The sequence below is a fragment of the Mycobacterium colombiense CECT 3035 genome (genome assembly GCF_002105755.1).
GTDB lineage: Bacteria > Actinomycetota > Actinomycetes > Mycobacteriales > Mycobacteriaceae > Mycobacterium > Mycobacterium colombiense.
The window spans coordinates 2,852,839-2,876,140 of the sequence record NZ_CP020821.1 but is presented as its reverse complement, the minus strand read 5'-3'; the positions used below and the strand labels follow the sequence as shown (position 1 = coordinate 2,876,140).

The 23,302-nt window shown below is 69.1% G+C and carries 23 protein-coding genes and 3 pseudogenes; 14 read left to right on the top strand and 12 right to left on the bottom strand.

Going from position 1 to position 23,302, the window contains the following annotated elements:
- Nucleotides 1-32: 32 nt before the first annotated feature.
- On the top strand, nucleotides 33-776 hold the full coding sequence (locus B9D87_RS13105; RefSeq protein ID WP_080598669.1) for a lysophospholipid acyltransferase family protein: 744 nt from the start codon (nucleotides 33-35) through the stop codon (nucleotides 774-776).
- Between the two features lie 74 nt (nucleotides 777-850).
- Here B9D87_RS13105 and B9D87_RS13100 read toward each other — a convergent pair whose 3' ends face one another.
- The gene (locus tag B9D87_RS13100) at nucleotides 851-2,293 is read right to left on the bottom strand and encodes a WS/DGAT/MGAT family O-acyltransferase (protein WP_007776448.1); all 1,443 of its coding nucleotides are present in this window, start codon (nucleotides 2,291-2,293) and stop codon (nucleotides 851-853) included.
- A 177-nt stretch (nucleotides 2,294-2,470) separates the two neighbouring features.
- On the opposite strand from B9D87_RS13100, the gene B9D87_RS13095 reads away from it, so the two are divergent.
- Together B9D87_RS13095 and B9D87_RS13090 are read left to right on the top strand one after the other, a co-directional pair.
- A complete protein-coding gene (locus B9D87_RS13095; RefSeq protein ID WP_007776447.1) occupies nucleotides 2,471-3,619 on the top strand; it encodes a thiolase family protein in 1,149 nt (382 codons plus the stop codon).
- On the top strand, nucleotides 3,616-4,407 hold the full coding sequence (locus B9D87_RS13090; RefSeq protein WP_007776445.1) for a crotonase/enoyl-CoA hydratase family protein: 792 nt from the start codon (nucleotides 3,616-3,618) through the stop codon (nucleotides 4,405-4,407). Before B9D87_RS13095 ends, B9D87_RS13090 begins: the two co-directional genes overlap by 4 nt.
- Here the strand turns inward: B9D87_RS13090 and B9D87_RS13085 are convergent.
- From B9D87_RS13085 to B9D87_RS13075, 3 genes are read right to left on the bottom strand one after another with little or no spacing between them, the layout of a single operon-like run.
- The gene (locus B9D87_RS13085; RefSeq protein WP_007776442.1) at nucleotides 4,404-5,417 is read right to left on the bottom strand and encodes an NAD(P)/FAD-dependent oxidoreductase; all 1,014 of its coding nucleotides are present in this window, start codon (nucleotides 5,415-5,417) and stop codon (nucleotides 4,404-4,406) included. The genes B9D87_RS13090 and B9D87_RS13085 overlap by 4 nt on opposite strands.
- A gap of 52 nt (nucleotides 5,418-5,469) precedes the next feature.
- Nucleotides 5,470-5,970, bottom strand: a complete 501-nt coding sequence (locus tag B9D87_RS13080) for an isoprenylcysteine carboxyl methyltransferase family protein (protein ID WP_007776440.1) — start codon at nucleotides 5,968-5,970, stop codon at nucleotides 5,470-5,472.
- 20 nt (nucleotides 5,971-5,990) lie between these two features.
- A complete protein-coding gene (locus tag B9D87_RS13075) occupies nucleotides 5,991-7,085 on the bottom strand; it encodes a type III polyketide synthase (protein WP_052002586.1) in 1,095 nt (364 codons plus the stop codon).
- Nucleotides 7,086-7,156: 71 nt separating this feature from the next.
- Between B9D87_RS13075 and B9D87_RS13070 the strand changes: the two genes are divergently transcribed.
- Nucleotides 7,157-8,305: an NAD(P)H-binding protein gene (locus tag B9D87_RS13070; RefSeq protein ID WP_007776436.1), complete on the top strand. Its 1,149-nt coding sequence runs from the start codon at nucleotides 7,157-7,159 to the stop codon at nucleotides 8,303-8,305.
- Nucleotides 8,302-9,027: a CPBP family intramembrane glutamic endopeptidase gene (locus B9D87_RS13065; RefSeq protein ID WP_040631911.1), complete on the top strand. Its 726-nt coding sequence runs from the start codon at nucleotides 8,302-8,304 to the stop codon at nucleotides 9,025-9,027. The genes B9D87_RS13070 and B9D87_RS13065 overlap by 4 nt, the downstream gene beginning before the upstream one ends.
- On the opposite strand, the gene B9D87_RS13060 is transcribed toward B9D87_RS13065, so the two are convergent.
- Nucleotides 8,990-10,375 carry a DUF2867 domain-containing protein gene (locus tag B9D87_RS13060; RefSeq protein WP_007776431.1) on the bottom strand — a complete coding sequence of 462 codons (1,386 nt, stop codon included), beginning with the start codon at nucleotides 10,373-10,375 and terminating at the stop codon, nucleotides 8,990-8,992. The genes B9D87_RS13065 and B9D87_RS13060 overlap by 38 nt on opposite strands.
- Nucleotides 10,376-10,465: 90 nt before the next feature.
- Nucleotides 10,466-11,278, bottom strand: coding sequence for an enoyl-CoA hydratase (locus tag B9D87_RS13055; protein ID WP_007776429.1), 813 nt, complete (start codon nucleotides 11,276-11,278; stop codon nucleotides 10,466-10,468).
- Nucleotides 11,279-11,399: 121 nt separating this feature from the next.
- Between B9D87_RS13055 and B9D87_RS13050 the strand changes: the two genes are divergently transcribed.
- Nucleotides 11,400-12,482, top strand: a complete 1,083-nt coding sequence (locus B9D87_RS13050) for a CaiB/BaiF CoA transferase family protein (protein WP_007776426.1) — start codon at nucleotides 11,400-11,402, stop codon at nucleotides 12,480-12,482.
- Nucleotides 12,483-12,530: 48 nt separating this feature from the next.
- On the top strand, nucleotides 12,531-13,292 hold the full coding sequence (locus B9D87_RS13045) for a 3-hydroxyacyl-CoA dehydrogenase (RefSeq protein WP_007776424.1): 762 nt from the start codon (nucleotides 12,531-12,533) through the stop codon (nucleotides 13,290-13,292).
- A 144-nt stretch (nucleotides 13,293-13,436) separates the two neighbouring features.
- On the opposite strand, the gene B9D87_RS27720 is transcribed toward B9D87_RS13045, so the two are convergent.
- Nucleotides 13,437-13,559, bottom strand: a complete 123-nt coding sequence (locus B9D87_RS27720) for a hypothetical protein (RefSeq protein WP_003878506.1) — start codon at nucleotides 13,557-13,559, stop codon at nucleotides 13,437-13,439.
- Nucleotides 13,560-13,870: 311 nt separating this feature from the next.
- On the opposite strand from B9D87_RS27720, the gene B9D87_RS13040 reads away from it, so the two are divergent.
- Both B9D87_RS13040 and B9D87_RS13035 read left to right on the top strand, forming a co-directional pair.
- Nucleotides 13,871-16,204 carry an MMPL family transporter gene (locus tag B9D87_RS13040; protein WP_007776420.1) on the top strand — a complete coding sequence of 778 codons (2,334 nt, stop codon included), beginning with the start codon at nucleotides 13,871-13,873 and terminating at the stop codon, nucleotides 16,202-16,204.
- A 66-nt stretch (nucleotides 16,205-16,270) separates the two neighbouring features.
- Nucleotides 16,271-16,900 (top strand): class I SAM-dependent methyltransferase, encoded by a 630-nt coding sequence (locus B9D87_RS13035; protein ID WP_007776418.1) that lies wholly within the window; start codon nucleotides 16,271-16,273, stop codon nucleotides 16,898-16,900.
- Between the two features lie 11 nt (nucleotides 16,901-16,911).
- Here B9D87_RS13035 and B9D87_RS13030 read toward each other — a convergent pair whose 3' ends face one another.
- Nucleotides 16,912-17,625, bottom strand: coding sequence for an SIR2 family NAD-dependent protein deacylase (locus B9D87_RS13030; protein WP_007776416.1), 714 nt, complete (start codon nucleotides 17,623-17,625; stop codon nucleotides 16,912-16,914).
- 37 nt (nucleotides 17,626-17,662) lie between these two features.
- Here B9D87_RS13030 and B9D87_RS13025 point away from each other — a divergent pair, with 37 nt between their 5' ends.
- A complete protein-coding gene (locus B9D87_RS13025; RefSeq protein ID WP_007776412.1) occupies nucleotides 17,663-18,028 on the top strand; it encodes an Rv1152 family transcriptional regulator in 366 nt (121 codons plus the stop codon).
- A 57-nt stretch (nucleotides 18,029-18,085) separates the two neighbouring features.
- Here the strand turns inward: B9D87_RS13025 and B9D87_RS13020 are convergent, their stop codons facing one another.
- Nucleotides 18,086-18,607 carry a DUF1697 domain-containing protein gene (locus tag B9D87_RS13020; protein ID WP_007776409.1) on the bottom strand — a complete coding sequence of 174 codons (522 nt, stop codon included), beginning with the start codon at nucleotides 18,605-18,607 and terminating at the stop codon, nucleotides 18,086-18,088.
- A gap of 66 nt (nucleotides 18,608-18,673) precedes the next feature.
- On the opposite strand from B9D87_RS13020, the gene B9D87_RS13015 reads away from it, so the two are divergent.
- Nucleotides 18,674-19,117: a PPOX class F420-dependent oxidoreductase gene (locus B9D87_RS13015; protein WP_007776406.1), complete on the top strand. Its 444-nt coding sequence runs from the start codon at nucleotides 18,674-18,676 to the stop codon at nucleotides 19,115-19,117.
- Nucleotides 19,118-19,168: 51 nt separating this feature from the next.
- Nucleotides 19,169-19,386 (top strand): annotated as a pseudogene (locus B9D87_RS13010) (DUF5302 domain-containing protein).
- A 63-nt stretch (nucleotides 19,387-19,449) separates the two neighbouring features.
- On the opposite strand, the pseudogene B9D87_RS13005 reads toward B9D87_RS13010, so the two are convergent.
- Both B9D87_RS13005 and B9D87_RS13000 read right to left on the bottom strand, forming a co-directional pair.
- Nucleotides 19,450-19,983, bottom strand: a pseudogene (locus B9D87_RS13005) (nuclear transport factor 2 family protein).
- Between the two features lie 121 nt (nucleotides 19,984-20,104).
- Nucleotides 20,105-21,136, bottom strand: coding sequence for a hypothetical protein (locus B9D87_RS13000; RefSeq protein WP_040631909.1), 1,032 nt, complete (start codon nucleotides 21,134-21,136; stop codon nucleotides 20,105-20,107).
- Nucleotides 21,137-21,273: 137 nt separating this feature from the next.
- Between B9D87_RS13000 and B9D87_RS12995 the strand changes: the two genes are divergently transcribed.
- Both B9D87_RS12995 and B9D87_RS12990 read left to right on the top strand, forming a co-directional pair.
- Nucleotides 21,274-21,849 (top strand): HhH-GPD-type base excision DNA repair protein, encoded by a 576-nt coding sequence (locus tag B9D87_RS12995; RefSeq protein ID WP_007776399.1) that lies wholly within the window; start codon nucleotides 21,274-21,276, stop codon nucleotides 21,847-21,849.
- Nucleotides 21,850-21,877: 28 nt separating this feature from the next.
- Entirely contained in the window at nucleotides 21,878-22,024 is a 147-nt protein-coding gene (locus tag B9D87_RS12990) for a hypothetical protein (protein WP_007776396.1), read from the top strand.
- Between the two features lie 63 nt (nucleotides 22,025-22,087).
- Here the strand turns inward: B9D87_RS12990 and B9D87_RS12985 are convergent.
- A pseudogene (locus B9D87_RS12985) lies at nucleotides 22,088-23,273 on the bottom strand (Rv1157c family protein).
- Between the last annotated feature and the right edge of the window lie 29 nt (nucleotides 23,274-23,302).

Below are 23,302 nucleotides of genomic sequence, written 5' to 3'. Positions count from 1 at the left end.
TCGGCGAGTGGGACCCGGGCTTCACCGAACGCATGGTCGGTGCGGTAGAACCGTTGGCGCGGGCCTGGTTTCGCTTCGATGTGCGTGGGCTGGATTCGTTGCCGTCCGATGGCGGTGCCCTGATCGTCGGCAACCACTCGGGCGGCATGCTCACGCCGGACGTGCTGATCTTCGCCGCGGCCTTCTACCGCAGGTTCGGCTACGGGCGTCCGCTGTACACGCTCGGGCACGACGGGATGTTCGTCGGGCCGATGTCGGGATGGTTGGGCCGACTCGGGGTCATTCGCGCCACCTCGAAAAACACGGCGCGAGCGCTGCGGTCCGGCGGCGTGGTGCTGGTGTTTCCGGGCGGGATCTACGACGCCTACCGGCCGACGTTGGCGGAGAACGTCGTTGACTTCAATGGCCGCACCGGATACATCAGGTCGGCGATCGACGCGCGCGTGCCGATCGTGCCGATGGTCTCCATTGGCGGGCAGGAAAGCCAGTTGTTCCTCACCCGCGGCAGCTGGCTGGCGAAGCGGTTGGGCCTGTCGCGGTGGCGGTCCGACATTCTGCCGATCACCTGGGGCTTTCCCTTCGGGCTCAGCATGATCTTGCCGCCGAACCTGCCGTTGCCCACCAAGATCGTCAGCGAAGTACTGCAGCCGATCGACGTCGCCGCGCAATTCGGCGACACGCCAGAGGTCACCGACATCGACGCACACGTCCGTTCGGCCATGCAGGCCGCCCTGGACGGGCTGGCTCGCGAACGACGCTTTCCCGTTCTCGGCTAGGCCATTTCGATCGAATGCTGGCGCTTCCGTGACTGATGTGCGTTCCGGCGGTGATGATGCGGCGGGTCGACCTGTCAGCCCGTCGGCTTGACGGCGGCGGGCGGCATCGCGCTCTGCACGGCGGTCACGTCATCGGAAAATCCTGCTGCAGTACGGAGTTCGCTGAATGCGCCGACCATCGCGTCGGTGAGTTCATGGGTGTCGCCGAGGGTGCGGTCGTCGGCGATCACCGTGATGTTGAGCTGATCGACGTAGCTCCATACGGTGATGTTGATCCCACAGGCGGTGATCAGCGGCCCGGCAGAATAGATTTCGCTGACCGGGGCGCCGGCGAAACGGCCACGCTCGCGGGGCCCCATCACGTTGGAAATCGGGATGTTGAACAACCTGTTTCTGGTGTTCCGCCTGCCCAGCCATCTGAAGGCATGAGGGGCCGCAACGCCCGGTAGGTAGCTGATCAATCTGCCATAAAGTTCCGGTCCGAACAGCTCGTTGTTCTCCTTGGCGATCGTCGTTGCCACGGACGTCAGTCGCACCCGCTGCAGCGGATCATCGATGTGGGTGGGCAGCGAGACCGCCATGCCACCGAGCTCGTTGCCGCTGATCCGCTGCGGCGACCTGTCCGTGGTGGCGGGCACGGAGGCGACCAGGGGCTGGTCTGCGCTGCCGTCGTAGCGCAACAGCAGTTCGCGTAATGCACCCGCCGCGATCGCCATCACCATGTCGTTGATGGTGATCTGCAGTTGTTTACCGGTCTGCTTGACCTGAGCCAACGATAGAGTCGTGGTAGCGAAAGTCCTTGCCGGAGAGACTTTGTGGTTGATGAAAGTCGGCGGTGCGTGCAGCATCCGGGCAAGGTCCGGCTGCTCGCCGCGCTGCCGCGCGCGCCGCCGCAGCCGCCGCGCCCCGGCGAGCGCATCGGCGATCACCCCGGGTAATGCGGCCGCCTGCCGAGCGTGATCCGCGGCGGCGGCGCGCAGCAGCTGCGCCGTCGAGGGCGGCATGCACGTCGTGTCGTTGTCACGCTCGTCCTGCACCGGGCCGGTCAAGTCCATGAGTCTGGCCAGCAGGTTGGCGGAGGCGACGCCGTCGGCGAGGGCGTGGTGCATTTTGCCGATGATCGCGAATTTGTGATCGGCCATGCCTTCGGCGAAGTGGAACTCCCACAACGGACGGTCGCGATCCAGCGGAATGCCGGCGATCTGCCCGATCACCTCGTCGAGCTCTCGGCGACCGCCAGGGGCGGGCACCTGGACGCGCCGCAAATGATAGTCGAGGTCAACTTCGCAATTCTGCAGCCACATCGGATGGTGCAGTCGCCATGGGATGTCGATCAGCTTGTAGCGCAGCGGCTCCAGCCGATGCAGTCGCCGGCGTAGCGTGTGCCGAAAAACGTCGAAGCTGAACTCGACGTCGTAGGCGGCGGCGTCGATGATTGCCACCTTCAAGGTGTGCGTGTGCAGGCTCGGCGTCTCGCTGTACAACAGCATTGCGTCCATACCGTTGAGCCGCTTCACTCGACCATTATTGCCCTGCACCGCGGGCGATGAGAACAAAATTCTGGTTCGTAGACAGCGCTGAGCGGCGGCTTCCATGCCCAGAACCACCCCGGGCTTCGCCCGCCCAACCCCTTGGTTGACAATCGACGCAAGACTCCACTCTTTCGAAGTCCACGTGTCAAAGGAGACAAGACCATGGCTGAAGCCGTCATCGTCGAGGCAGTGCGTTCACCGATCGGCAAGCGCAACGGCGGATTGTCCGGGGTGCACCCGGCAGATCTGTCCGCACAGGTGCTCAACGGCCTGGTCGACAAGGCCGGGGTCGACCCGGGCCTGGTCGACGACGTCATCTGGGGCTGCGTCATGCAGGCCGGGGAGCAGGCCCTCGACATCGGCCGCACCGCGCTGCTGACCGCCGGTTGGCCCGAGACCGTCCCGGGCGTGACCGTGGACCGCCAGTGCGGCTCCAGCCAACAGTCCATCCACTTCGCCGCCGCCGGCGTCATCGCCGGGCACTACGACGTCGTCGTCGCCGGTGGTGTCGAATCGATGTCGCGGACCCCGATGGGCGCATCGCTGGCCAACGGCGGGCGCCCCTACTCGCAGGCCTTCCTGGACCGGTACCAGGGCCAGATCCCGAACCAGGGCATCGGCGCGGAGATGATCGCCGACCAGTGGGGGTTCGACCGCACCGCGCTCGACCAGTTCTCCCTCGACTCGCACGAAAAGGCCGCTGCCGCACAGGATGCCGGCGCCTTCGATGACCAGATCGTGGGCATCAAGGATCAGGACGGCAACGTGGTGCTCAAGGACGAAGGCATCCGCCGCGGGACGCCGATGGAGAAGATGGCCTCGCTGAAGCCGGCCTTCAAGGAAGACGGCGTGATCCACGCCGGCAACTCGTCGCAGATCTCCGACGGCTCGGCGGCGCTGCTTTTCATGTCCGCCGAGAAGGCCAAGGAACTGGGGCTGAAGCCGATCGCCAAGGTGCACACCGCGGCCCTGGCCGGCGCGGACCCGGTGATCATGCTGACCGCGCCCATCCCGGCGACCCAGAAGGTGCTGAAGCGCTCCGGGCTGTCCATCGGCGACATCGGCGCCTACGAGGTCAACGAGGCGTTCGCCCCGGTCCCGCTGGCCTGGCTCAAGGACATCGGCGCCGACGAGAAGAAGCTCAACCCGAACGGCGGCGCCATCGCGCTGGGCCACCCGCTGGGCGGATCCGGCGCCCGGATCATGACCACCCTGCTGTACCACATGCGGGACAAGGGAATTCAGTACGGCCTGCAGACCATGTGCGAGGGCGGCGGCCAGGCCAACGCCACCATCGTGGAACTGTTGTGACCCAGGAGCCGGGGGCCCTGGCCGAACGCCGGGGCAACGTGATGGTGATAACCATCAACCGGCCGGAAGCCCGCAACGCGGTGAACGCCGCCGTCAGCATCGGCCTCGGGGATGCGCTCGAAGAGGCGCAGCACGACCCCGAGGTGCGGGCGGTGGTGGTCACCGGCGCGGGCGACAAGTCGTTCTGCGCCGGGGCCGACCTCAAGGCGATCGCGCGGCGGGAGAACATCTATCACCCTGACCATCCCGAATGGGGCTTCGCCGGCTACGTCCACCACTTCGTCGACAAGCCCACGATCGCGGCGGTGAACGGGACCGCCTTCGGCGGTGGAACCGAGCTGGCGCTGGCCAGCGACCTGGTGGTGGCCGACGAACGCGCGCAGTTCGGCCTGCCCGAGGTCAAGCGGGGGCTGATCGCCGCCGCCGGTGGGGTGTTCCGCATCGTCGAGCAGCTGCCCCGCAAGGTGGCGATGCGGCTACTGCTGACCGGCGAACCGCTTACGGCTGCCGCCGCCTGCGAGTGGGGGCTGATCAACGAGGTGGTCGCGGCGGGCTCGGTGCTGGACGCGGCGCTGGCGCTGGCCGAGCGGGTCACCGTCAACGCGCCGCTGTCGGTGCAGGCCAGCAAGCGCGTCGCCTATGGCGTCGACGACGGCGTCGTCGTCGGCGACGAGCCGGGTTGGGAGCGGACGATGCGCGAGATGAAGGCCCTGCTCAGATCCGAGGACGCCAAGGAGGGACCGCGGGCGTTCGCCGAGAAGCGGGAGCCCGTCTGGAAGGCGCGCTAGCCCGCCAGGATGTTCACTCCGCGGTCGAACACCGGGGGTAGCAGCGTGCAGGTCGGGACGACGGCGCGCCGCACCGCGCGGGGCGTGCTGGCCAGCACCAGGGCTCGGGTGAGCAGCCGGTAATCGCGGGTGATCCGGTGCCACGCCTGCTCGTAGGACGCCGGCGTCTCGGTGGCGATGGCCTCGACCGCCGCGGCGGACTGTTTGAGCGCCAGGCTGATGCCCTCGCCGGTGAGCGCGTCCTCGTAGCCGGCCGCGTCGCCGACCAGCAGCACGCGCCCCGCGACGCGGCGCGAGACCACCTGCCGCAGCGGGCCGCAGCCGCGGGGCCGCCCCGGGGCGGCGCCGTGCAGCCGGCGGGCGAGCCGTGGGAACCAGGCCAGGTCGGGCCGGCCGCGCGACAGGATCGCCACACCAACCAGATCCGGCTCGACCGGCGTCACGTACGCCTCGCCCCAGCGCGACCAGTACACCTCGACGAAGTCCGACCATGCCGGCACCCGGTAGTGCCACCGCACGCCATAGCGCCGCGGCGTCCCCGCCGTCGCCGTGATTCCGACCGCGCGCCGGACCTGGGAATGCAGTCCGTCCGCGGCCACCAACCACCGCGCGCGTATCCCGGCGGCCGAGACGCCGTGGGCGTCCTGCGCGACGCTGGTCACCCGCGTGCGGATCCAGTCTGTGTCTTGCTCTTTGGCCCGCGCGGCCAGCGCCGCGTGCAGCGTGGTGCGACGCACGCCGCGTCCCGGCCCGCGGCGAAAGCGCGCCTGCGCCCGCCGTCGTTCACTGACGTAGGCGATCCCATGAAACGGCATGCCGACGGGATCGACGCCCAGCGACGTCAGTTCGGCCAGCCCGCCGGGCATCAACCCCTCGCCGCAGGCCTTGTCGATGGGGCCGTCGCGCGGCTCGGCCACGATCGCCGAAAGCCCAAGGCGTCGAGCGTGTAACGCCGTGGCCAGCCCGGCCGGGCCGCCGCCGACGATCAACAGGTCCGCGTCGTAGGACATGAGCGCCGCTCCTCCTCATCGCTTCGCCCTGCATCGTCGCCGGCGCGGTCGCTCACGTGTAACCCAACGCGGAGTTCTCCACCCGCAGGCGCACCCTGAGCAGTGCGGCGTTGGCCAGCGTGAAAACCGTGGCGGTCAGCCACGCCGTATGGACCAGCGGCAGCGCCAACCCCTCGGCCACCACTGCAACGTAGTTCGGATGGTGCAGCCAGCGGTAGGGACCCTGACGCACCAACGGCGCCCGCGGCAGAACGATCACCCGGGTGTTCCATCGCCGTCCCAGCGTCGCGATGCACCACCACCGCAACGCCTGGCTGGCCACCACCACCGCCAGCATCGGCCAACCCAGCCAACCGATGAACGGCCGGTCCAGCGCCCACGGCTCGACGAGGCAGCCGACCAGCAGCCCGGTGTGGATGATCACCATCACCGGATAGTGCGATCGGCCAAACTCCGTGGCGCCCTTGGTAAACGACCAACGCGCGTTACGGGTGGACACCACCAGCTCCACGACGCGCTCGAGCCCGACCGCCAGCACCAACAGGTAATACATGCCTACAGTCTTTACCAGCTCTACCAGGCCAGCAGTACCAGCTCGGAGCAGAACGCCGGGCCCATCGCGATCATCAAGCCGATCGACCCGGCGGCCGGCGGATCGGCCATGTTGGCCGCGAGCACATCGAGTACCGAGACAGACGAGAGATTCCCGTTCTCCCGCAACGAGTTTCGCGTGTGGTCGAGAGCGTCCGGGGGAAGGTCCAGGGCGCTCTCGACGGTCTCGATCACCCGCGGTCCGCCCGGATGGCACACCCAGGTCTGGACGTCGCGCGGCGTCAGCCCGTGGTCGGCGAGGAATTCGCGGACGTCGTCGCCCAGGTATTTGTCGGCGATGGTGGCCACGTCGGCGGACAGCACGATCCGGAAGCCGTCACCGCCGATCTTCCAGCCCATCACCTCTTCGGTGTCGGGGTAGATGTGGCTGCGCGTCGCCAGCACCCGGGGGCCGGTGTGTTCCCGGCCCGCGCGGTGGGCGCCCTCGGCGATCACCGCGGCCGCCCCGTCGCCGAAGAGGCTGGTGGCGACGAGGTTGGCGACCGACTTGTCGTCGCGCTGCACGGTCAGCGAGCACAGTTCCACGGCGAGCAGGGCGGCCGTCTGGTCCGGGAAGGCGCGCAGGTAGTCATGCATGCGCGCCACTCCCGCCGCGCCGGCCACACAGCCCAGCCCGAACAGCGGCACGCGTTTGACGTCCGGCCGCAGCCCGACCCGCGTCGCGAGACGCGCCTCCAGCGTCGGCACCGCCAGCCCCGTGACCGTCGTCGAAAACACGATGTCGAGCTCCGACGGCTTGACCTTGGCCTCGTCCAGGGCGGCCAGCAGCGCCTGCTCGCCCAGCTCCAGCGCGACCTCGAGATAGGCGTCGTTGGCCTCGGTGAAGCCGCTCAGCTCGCGGTACCGCGGCAGCCGCAACGCGGTGTTGCGGAACTCGACCCCGCTGCTGCGCGCGAAACGCTGGAAGTCCGGACCGGCGATGTCGGTCAGCGCGCGAATGGCTTCAGTTTGGGTATAGCGATTGGGTGGAAACTTCACCGCAACGCCGGCGATGGTCGGATCTTTCAGCGCAATGCCCGTCGAGCCGGCGAAATCACGGCTTCCCCCATGGTCCATGTATGGATGACGGTGCCGCCGCGCCACCGGTTCAACCGCCCGCGGTGCGGCCGGGCCGCTAGGGTCAGGGTATGCGGGCTCTGGTTACCGGTGCCACCGGTTACGTGGGATCACGCCTGGTCACCAAGCTGCTGGCCGATCAGCACGAGGTGGTGGCGGCGACTCGAAACCCGGAGCGCCTCAAGCGTTTCGGCTGGTTTCACGACGTCACGCCCGTCGAATTGGACGCGGCCGACCCCGCGTCGCTGGCCGCCGCGCTCGCCGGCGCCGGCCCCGTTGACGTGGCGTATTACCTGGTGCACGCGATCGGTCAGCCCGGTTTCCGCGACGCCGACAAGAGCGCCGCGGCGAACTTCGCGGCCGCGGCCCGCGATGCCGAGGTGCCGCGCATCGTCTACCTGGGCGGCTTCGTGCCCGCCGCCGAAGACCTGTCCGAGCACCTGACGAGCCGGGCCGAGGTGGCCGAGGCGCTCACCGTCCCGGGCGGCCCCGAACTGGTGTGGCTGGGCGCGGCGATCATCATCGGCGCCGGGTCGACGTCGTTCGAGATGATGCGCTACGTCGGCGACCGCTTCCCGCTGATCCCGATCCCGTGCTGGATGGACAACCCGATCGACCCGATCTCCATCCGCGACGTCCTGCACTACCTCGTCGCCGCGGCCGATCGCGACCTGGTGCCGGCCGGGGCGTACGACATCGCCGGCCCGGACACCACGACCTACCGGAACCTGCTCAAGGCGTATGCGCGGGTCTCGGGTCGCTGGCACACCGGCCTGCCGGTCGGCAGGGTCGACACCTCGCTGGCGTCGTTGATCACGGGCGTCGCGCTGCCGGTGCCGCCGGGGCTGGCGGGTGACCTGGTCGAATCGCTGGACCACCCGATGGTGGCGTCGGCCAGCGGCCTGCGCGATCGGGTTCCCGATCCGCCCGGCGGCCTGCTGGGCATCGACGAGTGCCTGACCCTGGCCGTGGCCGGCCGGTCCACGCACCGGCCGCGGCCCGTCAACGCGCTGGCCGATCCGCACCACCTCGCCAACACCGATCCCGCCTGGGCCGGCGGCGACGCGCTGCGCATCCGCCGGCTCGCCCGGCGGGTCACCCCCTCCATCGTGCGGCCGACCCTGGGTCTGGTGAACAGGGTCCCCGGACCGGTGGCCGGAGCGGTACGCACCGGCCTCGACATCCTGATCGCCCTGACCCCGAAGGTGCGTCCAGCATGACCCAGTCGACCAGTAGTCCCTACCGCACCGGCGTCTTCTCCGAAGTACGCCGTGCGGCCACCAATGTTGCTGTGCCCCATAATGAACCGCCCGCCGTCGTGCGGCGCCGACGGGTCATCGTGGCCATCACCGTGGTCCTCGGTGCCGCGGTGCTCGGGCTCTCGTTGCGGCGCCATCCGGGGGATGCGAGCTTCTACTGGCTGACCCTGGCGCTGGCGGGGGTGTGGACCGCCGGAGCGGTGATCTCCGGGCCGCTGCACCTGGGCGGCATCTGTTGGCGGGGACGCAACCAGCGGCCGGTGATCACCGGCACCGGCATCGGCCTCCTGCTCGGCGGGGTCTTCGTGGTAGGCGGCCTGATCGCCCGGCAGATCACGCCCGTGGCGGAACTGATCACCCGGGTGCTGCTCTACGCCCACCACGGCTGGTATCCGGTGATCGTGGCGATCACGCTGATCAACGGCGTCGCCGAGGAAGTGTTCTTTCGCGGCGCGCTCTACACCGCCCTGGGCCGCTACCACCCCCTCGTGATTTCAACGGTCCTCTACACGTGCGCGACGCTGGCCAGCGGCAACCCGATGCTCGGCTTCGCCGCGATCATTTTGGGCACGGTGTGTGCGTTCGAGCGGCGGGCCACCGGCGGTGTCCTGGCGCCGGTGCTCACTCACCTGGTGTGGGGGCTGATCATGGTTCTGGCGCTGCCTCCGATGTTCGGCGTCTGACGCCCGCCGAACCGACGACCTCGCGGGCCAGCGCCCGCATGGCGGCGGTGCGCACCGGCCGCACGAAGAACCAGTACACCCGGCCCGGGATGCCCCTCGGCAGAAAGGTGGACCGCTGGGTGTAGCGGGTGCCGCGGCCGTTCTGGCCGGTGACCGCTATCTCGAGCCACTCCCGCCCCGGCGCTCGCCCGGTGGAGCGCAGCCGCAACAGGGTTCCCGCCGCGCGCTCCTCGACCTTCCAGCCGGCCGCCCGTGAGTTCACCACGTCCTCGGCCGCCTTCCAGACGTTCGCGGGTTCGGCGGCGGTCGTGGCGGTGCGCACGTCGCTGTAGACGATCTCGCCCGCCCAGTCCGGGTCTGTGGGCAGCGCCTCGGCCGGTTCGGACTGTAGCGAGGACCACGTGGGTTCGGGGACACCACGAGCGGCGCGCGCGAGCGCGAGTTCGACGGCCCGCCGGTAGCCGGTGAGCCCGCCGGGGGGCGGTTCGATGATGCCGTCGATGTCCGAATTGCGCATCACCGCATCGCATTCCAGCGATTCGATGAGTGGGCGCGCCAGGCCCGGGGGGATCGGCGTGACGGTCCCGACCCACAGGCTGGCGATCGTCGGGGTCAAGAACGGCAGCACGATGAGGTAGCGCTTGCCCAGGCCCGCCACGTCGGCGTAGACCCGCATCATGTCGCCGTATTCGAGCACGTCGGGCCCGCCGATGTCCCAGGTGCGCGAGGTCGGGACCGGGGTCTTCGAAAGGGAGGCCGCCGCGGCCAGGTAGTAGAGCACGTCGCGCACCGCGATCGGCTGAATCTTGTTGTGCACCCATTTGGGCGTGGTCATGACCGGCAACCGGTCGGTGAGGTGCCGGATCATTTCGAACGACGCGGACCCCGAGCCGACGACCACCCCGGCCTGCAACACCACCGTCTCGATGCCGGAGTCGATCAGCGCGTCCCCGACGGCCTTGCGCGACGCGAGATGCGGTGAGAGATCCCGGTTTTCGGGATGCAGCCCACTCAGGTACACGATCCGTCGCACCCCCGCGCGCCGGGCGGCCGTGACGACGTTGCGGGCGGCGCGGGTTTCCTCGGCGACGAAATCCTTTGAGGTGCCCATCGAGTGGACGAGGTAGTACACCACGTCGATGCCGTCGAACGCTGCGGTCAGCGAGTCGACGTCACCCAGGTCACCGCGAGCCACCTCCGCCCGCCGCCGCCAGGGCACCTCCGCGAGCTTGTCGGGGTTGCGGGCCAACGCCCGAACGTGATGGCCCTCGTCCAGCAGTCGGGGCACCAGGCGCCCGCCGATGTAGCCGGTCGCTCCGGTGACCAGGCACCGCACCTGTTCGGGCATCGATCCTCCGTCTTTCGTCGGGGTGTCTGACGAGGAGGATTACCGCATCGCGGCGGGATTAAGCGTTGCGGCCGATCGCCGCAACAACTTTCAGCGGTCGGTGAAGTTGGCGGCGCGGCGCTGCTGGAAGGCCGTTGCGCCCTCGACGAAGTCGGGCGACTTCAGCAGCACCGACTGGCCGTCGAACTCACGCTGCAGGGCCGGGTCCAACTCGGTCAGGGTGGCCGCGTTGATCGCCAGCTTGGTCTGGGCGAACGCCACCGCCGGGCCGCCCAGCAACCGTGCGATCACCTTGTCCACCTCGGCGTCGAAGTCGCCCGCCGGATAGACCGCGGTGACCAGGCCCCACGACAGCGCCTCGGCGGCCGTCAGCCGTTCCGGAAGCAGCGCCATCTGCATGGCCCGGATCCGGCCGACCGCGGCGGCCACCAACGCCGACGCGCCGCCGTCGGGCATCAACCCGATCTTGGTGAAGGCGAGCATGAAAAACGCGCTCTCCGAAGCCAATACGATGTCACAGGCCAGGGCGATGGAGACGCCGACGCCGGCTGCGGGACCCTGAACGACCGCGACCACCGGATGCGGCAGCGCGGCGATCGCGCGCACCAGCCGGTTGATCTCGAGGATGATCTCGTCGGGCGGGACGCCGCCGCCGTCGGACACGTCGTCGGCGCTGATCCCCGCGCCGGAGCTGAAGCCGCGTCCGGCGCCGCCGAGCCGCACCACCTTCACCTCGGGGTCGGTGGCCGCGTACTCCATCGCGTCCGCGATGCCGGTGATCACCGGAACGGTCAGCGAATTGAGGCTGTCGGGCCGGTTGATGGTCACCGAGAACACGCCGTCGACCAGCGTGACGTCCAGGCCTGCGACTTGGGGGAGGGTGGCGATCGCGGAGGAAGGCATGGGCTCACCATAAGTGACCGGGGTGCGCGGCCCTCCGGCGCGGCTGCGAAGATGTCGAACGACCGGTTGTTTGGGTTGCGATCGGTCAACGGCGTCAGAGCGGACGAAAGGTCGGTGCATCGTGGCTGGACCATTGAAGGGACTGCGTGTTGTCGAGCTGGCCGGCATCGGCCCCGGCCCGCACGCGGCGATGATCCTGGGGGATCTGGGCGCCGACGTGGTGCGCATCGACCGCCCGTCGTCGGGCCCCGGCGGCGTCGCAAAGGACGCCATGATGCGCAATCGGCGGGTGGTGACCGCCGACCTGAAGTCCGACGAAGGGCGCGGCCTCGTCCTCAAGCTGATCGCGAAGGCCGACGTGCTGATCGAGGGCTACCGGCCCGGTGTCACCGAGCGGCTCGGCCTGGGTCCCGAAGACTGCGCCAAGGTCAACGACCGGCTGGTCTACGCCCGGATGACCGGCTGGGGCCAGACCGGCCCGCGCAGCCAACAGGCGGGTCACGACATCAACTACATCTCGCTGAACGGCATCCTGCACTCCATCGGCCGGGCCAACGAACGGCCGGTGCCGCCGCTGAACCTGGTCGGCGACTTCGGCGGCGGCTCGATGTTCCTGTTGCTCGGCATCCTGTCCGCGCTGTGGGAGCGGCAGACCTCCGGCAAGGGGCAGGTCGTCGATGCCGCGATGGTGGACGGCTCCAGCGTGCTGGTCCAGATGATGTGGCAGATGCGCGCCTCGGGTATGTGGACCGATGCCCGCGGCACCAACCTGCTCGACGGCGGCGCCCCCTACTACGACACCTACGAATGTGCCGACGGGCGCTACGTCGCGGTCGGCGCCATCGAGCCGCAGTTCTACGCCGCCATGCTGGCCGGACTCGGCCTGGACGGCGCCGACCTGCCCGGGCAGAACGACGTCAGCCGCTGGCCCGAACTGCGTGCGGTGCTCACCGAGAAGTTCGCCAGCCAGGACCGCGACCACTGGGCCAAGGTGTTCGCCGACTCCGACGCCTGCGTGACGCCGATCCTGGCGTTCGGCGAGGTGCTGACCGAGCCGCACATCACCGAGCGGAACACCTTCTACGAGGTCGACGGCGGCCTGCAGCCGCTGCCGGCGCCGCGGTTCTCCCGCACCGCGCCGGAGACACCGCGCCCCGCGGCGCCGGTGGACGACGCCGAAGCGGTACTCAAGGACTGGGTATAGTCCCAACCAACCAGTTGGCTGGAAACCGGAGAATCAGGAAGGACTCGGATGGAGATCAAAGACGCCGTCGCCGTCGTCACCGGGGGAGCGTCAGGCCTGGGCCTGGCCACCACCAAGCGACTCCTCGACCGCGGCGCCCAGGTGGTGGTCATCGACCTGCGCGGCGAAGAAGCGGTCCGCGAGCTGGGCGATCGCGCCCGCTTCGTCGAGGCCGACGTCACCGATGAGGCCGCCGTCGGCAAGGCGCTGGACGCCGCGGAGTCGATGGGCACGCTGCGCATCAACGTCAACTGCGCCGGCATCGGCAACGCCATCAAGACGCTGTCCAAGGACGGCCCGTTCCCGCTGGACGGCTTCAAGAAGGTGATCGGGGTCAACCTGATCGGCACGTTCAACGTGCTGCGGCTCGCCGCGGAGCGCATCGCCAAGACCGAGCCGGTGGGGCCGAAAGGCGAGGAGCGAGGCGTCATCATCAACACCGCCTCGGTCGCCGCGTTCGAGGGCCAGATCGGCCAGGCCGCCTACTCGGCGTCCAAGGGCGGTGTCGTCGGCATGACCCTGCCGATCGCGCGCGACCTGTCGCGCGAGCTCATCCGCGTGGTGACCATCGCGCCGGGCCTGTTCAAGACGCCGCTGCTGGGCTCGCTGCCCGAGGAGGCGCAGGCCTCGCTGGGCAAGCAGGTGCCGCACCCGGCCCGGTTGGGTGACCCCGACGAGTACGGCGCCCTGGCCGTCCACATCGTCGAGAACCCGATGCTCAACGGCGAGGTCATCCGCCTGGACGGCGCCATCCGCATGGCGCCCCGCTGAGCAGCACCACCGTCGGACAAAACGAAAGCCCCCCGCATCGGCGGGGGGCTTTCGTGAAAACCAGGCTCAATGGCTACTTGCGAAACCATCGACTGACGTTGGGTTCGGCCATCAACAGCCGTGCGAGCATGCTCATGGTCTGCCTCAGCTCGCCGCTTGCAGTTCGTCGAACTGCTCCGAGGTCTCGCCTTCCACCAGCACGTCGCCGTGGTAGAGGGCTTCGAAGTCAACTTTGATGACGTCGGCACTTGTGTCGTCGATCCACATGACACTGAGCGTATGGGCCACCATTAAGGAATCTTTGAGTCACGATTCGGAAAACCTTGGCAATTTACCGGCAAGTAGGTTGACCGGCGCCCGCGCGGCGATTTAGGCCCTGAGCTGCTTAGTTGCGGCACATTTTTCTGGCCGGACTCTTACCGTCGGAGCGGTTTAAAACCGCGTCGTTGAACGCTCCAGACGCCCGGCTGCGTGCTTAAAGAGAACACTGTTCGACGCGTGGAAATTAGCGTTTGTTACGTTGTCGCGGATAAGCCAGCGGCCAGGGCAATGGGGCACCGGCAGCGGAAGGGCACGACATGCTGCAAAAGATCGCCCGACTCGCCATCAGGGCGCCCCGCCGCATCGTCGCGACCGGTGTGCTGGTTTTCGTCGCCGCCGCCATCTTCGGTGTTCCCGTCGCCAAGAGCCTGTCGCCGGGCGGCTTCCAGGACCCGGACTCCGAGTCGGCGCGCGCCATCAGCGTGTTGAGCGACAAGTTCGGGCAGAGCGGCCAGCAGGTGCTCATCCTGGTGACCGCCCCCGGCGGCGCCGACAGCGAACAGGCCCGCAAGGTGGGCACCGACCTCGTCGACCAGCTGCAGAAGTCCCCGCTGGTCTACAACGTCTCTTCGCCCTGGACCGTGGCGCCCCAGGCCTCCGCCGACTTGGTGAGCCGCGACGGCAAGTCCGGGCTCGTGGTGGTGAACCTCAAGGGCGGCGAGAACTACGCCCAGAGCAACGCGCAGACTTTGGCGGACCAGTTCATCCACGACCGCGACGGCGTCACCGTCCGCGCCGGCGGCGCGGCGATGCAGTACGCGCAGATCAACACGCAGAACCAGGCCGACCTGCTGGTCATGGAGATGATCGCGCTGCCGCTGAGCTTCCTGGTGCTGATCTGGGTGTTCGGCGGGCTGCTGGCCGCGGCGCTGCCGATGGCGCTGGGCGCGCTGGCCGTCGTCGGGTCGATGACGGTGTTGCGCCTCATCACCTTCACCACCGAGGTCTCGATCTTCGCCCTCAACCTGAGCACCGCGCTGGGCCTGGCCCTGGCCATCGACTACACCCTGCTGATCGTCAGCCGCTACCGCGACGAGCTGGCCGACGGCCACGACCGCGACGAAGCCCTCATCCGGACCATGGCCACCTCCGGGAGGACCGTGCTGTTCTCCGCGATCACCGTGGCGTTGTCGATGTCGGCCACGGTGGCCTTCCCTATGTACTTCCTCAAGTCGTTCGCCTATGCCGGCGTCGCGACCGTCGCCTTCGTCGCGGCCGCCTCGATCGTCATCACCCCGGCGGCGATCGTGCTGCTGGGCCCCCGGCTGGACGCCCTGAACGTGCGCCGCCTCGGGCGCCGCATGCTGGGCCGCCCCGAGCCCGCGCACAAACCCGTCGAGCAGCTGTTCTGGTATCGGTCCACCAAGTTCGTGATGCGCCGCTGGGCGCCGATCGGCCTGACCGTCGTCGCGCTGCTGTTGCTACTCGGCTATCCGTTCCTGCGGGTCACCTGGGGTTTCCCCGACGACCGGGTGCTGCCGCGGTCCGCGTCGGCGCATCAGGTGGGCGACCGGCTGCGCAACGGCTTCGAGCGCGACTCCGCGACGTCGGTGCCCGTCGTCGTCCCCGATGCCACCGGCCTGGGCCCGGCGGACTTCGACAACTACGCGGCCGCTTTGTCGCGGGTCGCCGACGTGTCGGCGGTGGCCGCCCCCGGCGGCACCTTCACGGCCGGCAACCGGGTGGGACCGCCGGCCGGGGCCACCGGGCTGCACGACGGCAGCGCGTTCCTAACCGTCAGCAGCACCGCGCCCCTCTTCTCCACGGCGAACGACACCCAGCTCAAACGGCTGCACGAGGTGCCCGGGCCCGCGGGCCGATCCGTCGAGATGGGCGGGGTCGCGCAGGTCAACCGCGACAGCGTCGACGCCGTGACCGACCGGCTTCCGCTGGTCCTCGGGCTGATGGCGGCGATCACCTTCGTCTTGCTGTTCCTGCTGACCGGCAGCGTGCTGCTACCGGCCAAGGCGCTGGCCTGCAACTTCCTGTCGCTGACGGCGGCGTTCGGCGCGCTGGTGTGGATCTTCCAGGACGGACACCTGGGTGCGCTCGGGACGACGCCCAGCGGGACGCTGGTGGCCAACATGCCGGTGCTGCTGTTCTGCATCGCCTTCGGGCTGTCCATGGACTATGAGGTCTTCCTGCTCTCCCGGATCCGGGAGTACTGGCTGTCCTCCGGCGCGGCCCGGCCGGCCAGGCCGACGGCCAAGCAGGCCCACGCCGCCAACGACGAGAGCGTGGCGCTCGGCGTCGCCCGCACCGGGCGGGTGATCACCGCGGCCGCGTTGGTGATGTCGATGTCGTTCGCCGCGCTGATCGCGGCCCACGTCTCGTTCATGCGGATGTTCGGCCTCGGCCTGACGCTGGCCGTGTTCGCCGACGCCACGCTGGTGCGGATGGTGGTGGTGCCGGCCTTCATGCACGTGATGGGGCGATGGAATTGGTGGGCGCCCAAACCCCTGGCGTGGCTGCACGATCGCTTCGGCATCAGCGAGGGTGGCGCCGAGGAACCCGCCGAATCCCTCGAGCCGGCCGCGGAATCCCTCGAGCTTCCCGAGCCGGTCGGCGAGCCGGTACCCAATGTCGGCTAACGCCGACCGGTTCGTCGTTGCGGACCCTATCGTGGGGCTCATCCCAGTCGGAAGGTTCACGTACGCATGACAACGGTGGTCGACAACCCCTTCTTCGCGCGCGTCTGGCCCGTCGTCGCCACCCATGAAGCCGAGGCGATCCGGGCGATGCGCCGGGAGAATCTGGCCGGCCTATCCGGCCGGGTCCTCGAAGTCGGCGCCGGAATCGGCACGAACTTTCCCCACTACCCGGACTCGGTCGACGAGGTGGTCGCGGTGGAGCCCGAACCACGGCTGGCGGCCCAGGCCCGGGCCGCGGCTCAGGCGGTGCCAGCCCGCGTCGTGGTGACCGGGGAGACGGTCGAAGCGTTCAGCGGCGGCGAGCCGTTCGACGCCGTGGTGTGTTCCCTGGTGCTGTGCTCGGTGCGCGATCCCGGCGGCGTGCTGCGGCGCTTGTATTCGCTGCTGCGGCCGGGCGGCGAACTGCGCTACCTCGAGCACATCGCCAGCGCCGGTGCGCGGGGCCGCCTGCAGCGTTTCGCGGACGCGACGCTGTGGCCCCGGCTGTTCGGCAACTGTCACACCCACCGCGACACCGAGCGCTCGATCGTCGAGGCGGGATTCGAAATCGACGCGTCCCGGCGGGAATTCACGCTGCCGGCCTGGGCGCCGATGCCCGTCTCCGAGCTACTGCTCGGCCGCGCGCGCCGGCCCTGACGGCCGGCCCGTCAGTTCAGCAGTGCCGGTAGCCGTTGCAGCAGCCCGGGCAGCGCCCGGCTGGCCGTCTCACGCATGCTGATCGTCGCGCTGCCCGATAGCGGCGTGGTTTCGGGATTGACCTCGATGACCGCCGTGCCCCGGGACAGCGCCAGCTCGGCCAGCCCGGCCGCCGGATAGACGATCGCCGAGGTCCCCACCACCACCATGACGTCGGCGGCCTCGGTGGCCTCGACGGCGCGCTGCCACGGCTCGTCCGGCAGCTGCTCACCGAACCACACGATGTCGGGCCGGATCAGCCCGCCGCAGTGACATACCGGCGGCTCCACCTCCAGCGCCGGTTCGGGCATCGCGGGCAGCGCGCCGGAATAGCCCACACCGCAACGCGCACAACGGAATTCGAACAGGCTGCCGTGCAGATGGTGAACCGACCGGCTGCCCGCCCGCTCGTGTAGGTCGTCGACGTTCTGGGTGATGACGCTGACCTCGGCGTCGTCTTGCCAGGCGGCGATGGCCCGGTGCCCCGCGTTCGGTTGGACGTCGGCGACCAGATAGTGGCGCCACAGATACCAGCCCCAGACCCGCTGCGGGTTGTCGTGCCATCCCTGGGTGCTGGACAGCTCGTACGGGTCGAAGCGGGCCCACAATCCGTTCTTGTCGTCGCGGAAGGTCGGCACCCCGCTTTCGGCGGAGATCCCCGCGCCGCTGAGCACCGCTACTCGCATCCCACCAAGATAGCCGGGGGTGGGGGATACTGGACGGGTGGAGCTGGGTGACTGGTTGAAGGTCGACATGAAGGCGGGAAAGCCGTTGTTCGACCAGCTCAGGACGCAGGTCATCGACGGCGTCCGGGAGGGCGCGTTGCCGCCCGGCACCCGCCTGCCTACGGTGCGGGACCTGGCCGGCCAGCTCGGTGTCGCCGTCAACACCGTGGCGCGCGCGTACCGCGAGCTGGAAAGCTCCGCGATCATCGAAACCCGTGGGCGCTTCGGCACTTTCATCGCCCGCTACGACCCGACCGACGCGGCGATGGCGGCCGCGGCCCGCGAGTACGTCCGGGTGGCGCGCGGGCTCGGGCTGGACAAGGCCGACGCGGTGCGTTACATCGAGGCGGTGCCCGACGAGTGACAAGTGTTCGCACAAGGCCGAAACCCCTTGGCGCGCCGTCACTTTGCTAGTCGGGGTTCAGCGCAACACCTTGTCCAACGTGCGTAGGTTGCGTGTAGTGGTCGACGACTTGTACCGCGGCTTACCCATCGTCTTGCCGATGCTGCTGTCCAGCGTGCCGCCCTTGGCGACCTGCCAGTAGATGACGCCGTCGCCGCGGCGGACCTTCTCGTCGGGGCCGGTGTCGACGAGCCGCTCGTCGAGCTCGTCGAGCACCGCCTTGTCGGCGACGAACGTGACGTAGGAGTGATAGCCGTCGACCTCGCGCTCGAACGGGTAGGCATCGACCACGGCGCGCACCGTGTCGACGTCGTAGGCCAGCACCCACGCGTCGTAGCCGAACCGGTCGCGCAGCGCGGCTTCGGCCTTCTTGCGCACGGACGCCACGCCGGCGGTCGACTCCAGCAGCACATTGCCGCTCGCCAGGATGGTCCGGACCTGGGTGAACCCCGCCTCGCTCAGGGCGGCCGCCACCTCGGCCATCTTGAGATTGACGCCCCCGACGTTGACGCCACGCAGAAACGCCGCGTACTTGGTCATGCCCCGATTTCACCAGGTCGGCCGCGCGACCGATATCCCGGGCCGTCCGCGACGTAGTCTTTCGTCATGGGACGCCAAGTCTTCGACGACAAATTGCTGGCCTTGATCAGCGGACACTCCCTCGGGGTGCTGGCCACCATCAAGCGCGACGGGCGGCCGCAGCTCTCCAACGTGAGCTATCACTTCGATGCGCGCAGCGTGGCGATCCAGGTGTCGATCACCGAGCCGCGCGCCAAGACCCGCAACCTGCGCCGCGACCCGCGGGCCTCGATCCTGGTCGACGCCGACGACGGCTGGTCCTACGCGGTCGCCGAGGGCACCGCCGAGCTGACGCCCCCCGCGGCCGCGCCGGACGACGACACCGTGGAGGCGCTGATTGCGTTGTATCGCAACATCGCCGGTGAACACCCGGACTGGGACGAATACCGGCAGGCGATGGTCACCGACCGGCGGGTGCTGCTGACGCTGCCGATCTCCCACCTGTATGGCATGCCGCCGGGCATGCGGTAGCCGCGCCGCCTAGGCGAACCGTTTCGGCAATCCGGGGCTAGGCTGCCCCCTATGGCTGAATCGACCGGTGGTTCCAAGTCGTCGGACTCTTCGCGGGCCGCTGAGTCGCCCGGGTCGGACGACGACACCAAGCGCAAATTCCGCGAAGCGCTGGACCGCAAGATGGCGAAATCCTCGACCGGGTCCGACCACAAGGACGGCGCCGGCAAGCAATCGCGGGCGCACGGCGCGGCGGGGGCCGCCGGGAGTTCCGGCGCAAGAGCGGCTGACGGCCGCCGGCGAAACATGCTGTGCGCCGCAACGTTTCGCGGGCGTCAGCCTTTCGTCGTGCGTCAGCCTTTCGGCGCGGTGAACAGGGCGATCGACGGGTCGGCTTGGCCGGGTTGGCCGCGCAGGCTGCCCCGGGTGCTGGGGTGTTCGAAGTCCACCCGCGACGGGTCGTTGCGCTATGCCCAGTCCGCCACAATGGTGCGCTGACTGAATTTCCAGCGGCCGTCGTGTCTGGTGTACGTGTCCAGGTATCGCCCGCCGATGATGACGTCGATGTCGTGCTCGGGGCCCGCGAAGGTGTGAAACACCAGGCAGTAGATCTCGCCGCGCGCCGTGTCGCCGTCGACCACGAAGTTCGTGGTGGTGATGTTGTGTTGGGAGACACGCACATACGGTTCTGCGGCTTGCAGTTGCGCGATGAACTGTTCGACGCCGCCGGTCGAGAACGAGCCGTGCGAATCGGTCGCGTCGGGGTGGTAGAGGCCGCGTAGCGCGTCGTAGTCGGCGCGGTCTACCGCCCGGCAGTAGGCGGTGACGAGCTGATGCAGCTCGTCGCGCGCCAGCATCAGCGCCAGCTTGCCCTCGTCGACCACCACGCCACGATAACGCGGTAGACGGAAGCCGGCGCCGTCGGACAGAGCGTGAACTCCCGTCGACGGGTTGCCGGTCTTCTGCCGCTCTCACGGGGCGACTCAGGCGCAGGCCTCGGCGTCTGGCCTAGTCTTTCAGTTTCGCGGCCAGCCCGAAGTTCTCGACGAGCGCGCGCGAATCCGCGACCGGGACCCAAAATTCGGGTTCGTCCTTCACCTTGGGCACGTCGCCGCGCCACGCGCGACGACATTCGATGGTCAGCGGTTGCAAGCCAGGAACGCGCACGACCAGGACCGGCACGTTATACGACTGCTCCGGGCCGACCTGCCGGTAATGAGCCGGTGTCGCGGTCACCCGCGCGCGCGACGCCGAGGCGACCAGCGTATTGGTGTTCGGGTCGATAACATGGACCGCATCTGCACCCACTTCGATGGCCAGACGTGGTGGCGGGGTCTGATTCGCGCGGTGGAACCTGAAGGGCCCGACCGGTTTCAGGGGCGGATACAGCAGACAGCGAACCGGCTCGCCCGGCGCGTGCCCGCGTACCTCCAACCCAGAGTGGCGGGCGACCATGGTGAGCACCTCGTCGAAGTCTGCGGCCGGCAACCACCCGTCTACGCGGTCGGTGGGCGGCGCCTGCAGCGGTGTTGCGGTGGCGAGGCGATGATCTCGTCCGCCGAGAACAAAGCGGTGCGTGCCGCAGTGCAGGTGAAGCGCGGTACCCGATGTCGTCATGGCCTGCCCGACGGTGAATACGCCCAGCTTCGCGCCATCGAATGAATACACCTCGCGCGGCTTCTCATCGACGGTGAGGCCGTCGCTCGTGACGCAAATGGTGATCTTCTTGTTGGACCCCCACCGGCGAACGCCGAGCACAGCAAAAAGCGTTACCCCGAGAGCCATGACGATAAGGACGATCCAGGCAAGGGCCCATGCGGATGGAACCGCGAACATGACCGCGAACACCGCGACGAACCCCGCCCACGTCCCGTAACTGCAGATCAAGGCCCACGTCTGCAGCCGCGGGGTGGTTACCACGAAACGGCGCGACCCGGCGGCGTGGTCCGGGCTTGCCGGTGGGAGATCCGGGCCGCGCTTGTGCGCCGCCAGTTGACGTTCCGGCTCGGCGATGCGTTGCTCGGGGTCGTCCCCGTCCATCTGCAAAGGATCGCACCCCATAGCCGCTGGTGCAGCCGAATCAACGCCGACGAAGTGCCGCCACGGATGACCTGGCCGGGACGCCGCGGCCAATACTCAGTAGGTGTTTCGATCACGCGCAGCCCTAGACTGTCGGAGTGCCGAACCTGTGCCTGGCCGGTGATCCGGAAGCCGATGCCCTGTTGGACGAGAATCCGTTCGCATTGCTTGTCGGAATGGTCTTGGATCAGCAGGTCCCCTTCGAGACGGCGTTCGTCGGTCCGAAGCGGATCGCGGACCGGATGGGGAGCCTCGATACCGCCGAAATCGCGGACTACGACCCCGACAAATTCGCCGCACTCTGCTCGCAAAGGCCTGCGATACACCGCTTTCCGGGGTCGATGGCCAAGCGCATCCAAACGCTGGCACAGATCATCGTGGACCGCTACGACGGCGACGCGGCCGGTTTGTGGACGGCCGGCGACCCCGACGGCAGCGAGCTGCTGCGGCGGATCAAGGGACTGCCCGGATTCGGCGCCGTCAAGGCGCAGATCTTTTTGGCGCTGCTGGGCAAGCAGTACGGCGTGACGCCGAAAGGATGGCGGGCGGCGGCGGGGGACTTCGGCAAGGCCGGTTCGCACATATCGGTCGCCGACATCGTCGACGCCCAGTCGATGGGGAAAGTGCGCGCCTACAAAAAGCAGATGAAAGCGGCAGCCAAAGCGGCTAAGTAGCAGGTCCGGAGAAGGGAAGGGCGGCAACGTGAAGACACACCTGACGTGTCCGTGCGGCGAAGCCATCGTCGGCAAGGACGAGGACGAACTGGTCGAGTTGACCCAGGCTCACCTCGCCAGTGCGCATCCTGGCCTCGAGTACGACCGCGACGCCATCTTGTTCATGGCGTACTAGCCGCGCTCGACGAAAATGCGCGTGCCCCCGGTCGGGGACACGCGCATTGGGGGCGGTGGTTCGTTACGGCACCACCGTCGAGCCGATGGTGGGCAAGAACTGGCACTGCTTTTCCTTCGTGGTGACCTGCCCGAAGATCGTCGACATGATGCTGCCCGAGCCGGTGTCGACGATCGCGCTCAACGTCGTCGGCCCCTCCGGGTTGATGTCCGGACGCGGCTGCAGGGCGACGGTTCCCGACTTTCCGGTGGTCAGGTTCACCCAGGTGACGTTCAGCGGCAACTTCTGCACGTCGGCGGGGCCGGGCGTGCCGACCGCGGTGAACACGTAGGCGGTCTGGCCGGGCCCCGGACCCGGCGCGGGAATCTTGGCCGGCCCCGCCACCGACAGCGCGGTGGCGATGGCGCTGGTGCCGTCCGCGAGGCAGTTGGAGCCGATCGACGGGTACATGAAGTCCTGCGTGGGCGGCGTGTCAGGGCCGAACCCCGGGTTCGCCGCGGCGGGGCGGCGTCGGGCGCCGGTGCGGGCGCGGGTGCGGGCGCGGGGCCGGTGCGGCCTCCGGTGCGGGCGGGGCCGCCGGCGGTGCCGCGGCCGGGGCCGGTGGCGCCGGGGCCGGCGCCGCGACGGGCACGTTGGCCGGTTGGGCGGGTCCCGGTGCGACGGGTGCCGCGGCGGGTGCGGGACCGGCCGCGTGCGCCGGGTCGATGCCGGCCGGCAGGTGCGCCTCGGGCGCCGGGGCGGCTGCGGGCGCGGGAGCCGCTGCGGGTGCGGGCGCCGGTACCGCCGCGGGGGCCGGGGCTGCCGCTGGAGCTGGAGCGGCGGGAGCCGCCATGGGTGCCGGGCCGGCCGCGTGGGCCGGGTCGATGCCGGCGGGCAGGTGGGCCTGCAAACCGGGCTCTACCCCGGCCGCGGGCACGTGTTGCGCCGGCGCGCCGGGCTCGGCGACGAACTGATTGACCGCGGCCGCAACGTTTTTCGACTCGCTGGGCGTGCTCGGGTTGTGCGCGAAGGCTTGCGCTGCCGCCATCAGCAGCTGTGTCGCTTGCTGCGGGTCGGCGGCCGCTTGCTGGATGAGCGGGCTCAGCTGCGACAGGGCAGGCAGGCCCGGCAATCCTGGGGCCGCATTCGGCTGCGGTGTCGGCTGCGGCGCCGCCGGGTCGGCTGCCGCGCTCGGGCAGAGCCCGAACGCGACAGCCGATGCCGTGACGACAGCGGCCAAACCTTTGGACAGATTCCAAGTGGTTGCCACGGTGTGTGTCCTCCGGTTCTCAGTGGTGG

Coding starts and splice junctions, on each gene's coding strand:
- B9D87_RS13080 (WP_007776440.1), bottom strand. CDS start 5,970: ATGTATTACCTGTTGGTGCTGGCGGTCGGGCTCGAGCGCGTCGTGGAG.
- B9D87_RS13095 (WP_007776447.1), top strand. CDS start 2,471: ATGGCTGAAGCCGTCATCGTCGAGGCAGTGCGTTCACCGATCGGCAAG.
- B9D87_RS13105 (WP_080598669.1), top strand. CDS start 33: ATGGTCGGTGCGGTAGAACCGTTGGCGCGGGCCTGGTTTCGCTTCGAT.
- B9D87_RS13000 (WP_040631909.1), bottom strand. CDS start 21,136: ATGGACGGGGACGACCCCGAGCAACGCATCGCCGAGCCGGAACGTCAA.
- B9D87_RS13070 (WP_007776436.1), top strand. CDS start 7,157: ATGCGGGCTCTGGTTACCGGTGCCACCGGTTACGTGGGATCACGCCTG.
- B9D87_RS13045 (WP_007776424.1), top strand. CDS start 12,531: ATGGAGATCAAAGACGCCGTCGCCGTCGTCACCGGGGGAGCGTCAGGC.
- B9D87_RS13060 (WP_007776431.1), bottom strand. CDS start 10,375: ATGCCCGAACAGGTGCGGTGCCTGGTCACCGGAGCGACCGGCTACATC.
- B9D87_RS13055 (WP_007776429.1), bottom strand. CDS start 11,278: ATGCCTTCCTCCGCGATCGCCACCCTCCCCCAAGTCGCAGGCCTGGAC.
- B9D87_RS13085 (WP_007776442.1), bottom strand. CDS start 5,417: ATGTCCTACGACGCGGACCTGTTGATCGTCGGCGGCGGCCCGGCCGGG.
- B9D87_RS13075 (WP_052002586.1), bottom strand. CDS start 7,085: ATGGACCATGGGGGAAGCCGTGATTTCGCCGGCTCGACGGGCATTGCG.
- B9D87_RS13065 (WP_040631911.1), top strand. CDS start 8,302: ATGACCCAGTCGACCAGTAGTCCCTACCGCACCGGCGTCTTCTCCGAA.
- B9D87_RS13030 (WP_007776416.1), bottom strand. CDS start 17,625: ATGCGAGTAGCGGTGCTCAGCGGCGCGGGGATCTCCGCCGAAAGCGGG.
- B9D87_RS13040 (WP_007776420.1), top strand. CDS start 13,871: ATGCTGCAAAAGATCGCCCGACTCGCCATCAGGGCGCCCCGCCGCATC.
- B9D87_RS13015 (WP_007776406.1), top strand. CDS start 18,674: ATGGGACGCCAAGTCTTCGACGACAAATTGCTGGCCTTGATCAGCGGA.
- B9D87_RS13035 (WP_007776418.1), top strand. CDS start 16,271: ATGACAACGGTGGTCGACAACCCCTTCTTCGCGCGCGTCTGGCCCGTC.
- B9D87_RS13020 (WP_007776409.1), bottom strand. CDS start 18,607: ATGACCAAGTACGCGGCGTTTCTGCGTGGCGTCAACGTCGGGGGCGTC.
- B9D87_RS27720 (WP_003878506.1), bottom strand. CDS start 13,559: ATGTGGATCGACGACACAAGTGCCGACGTCATCAAAGTTGACTTCGAA.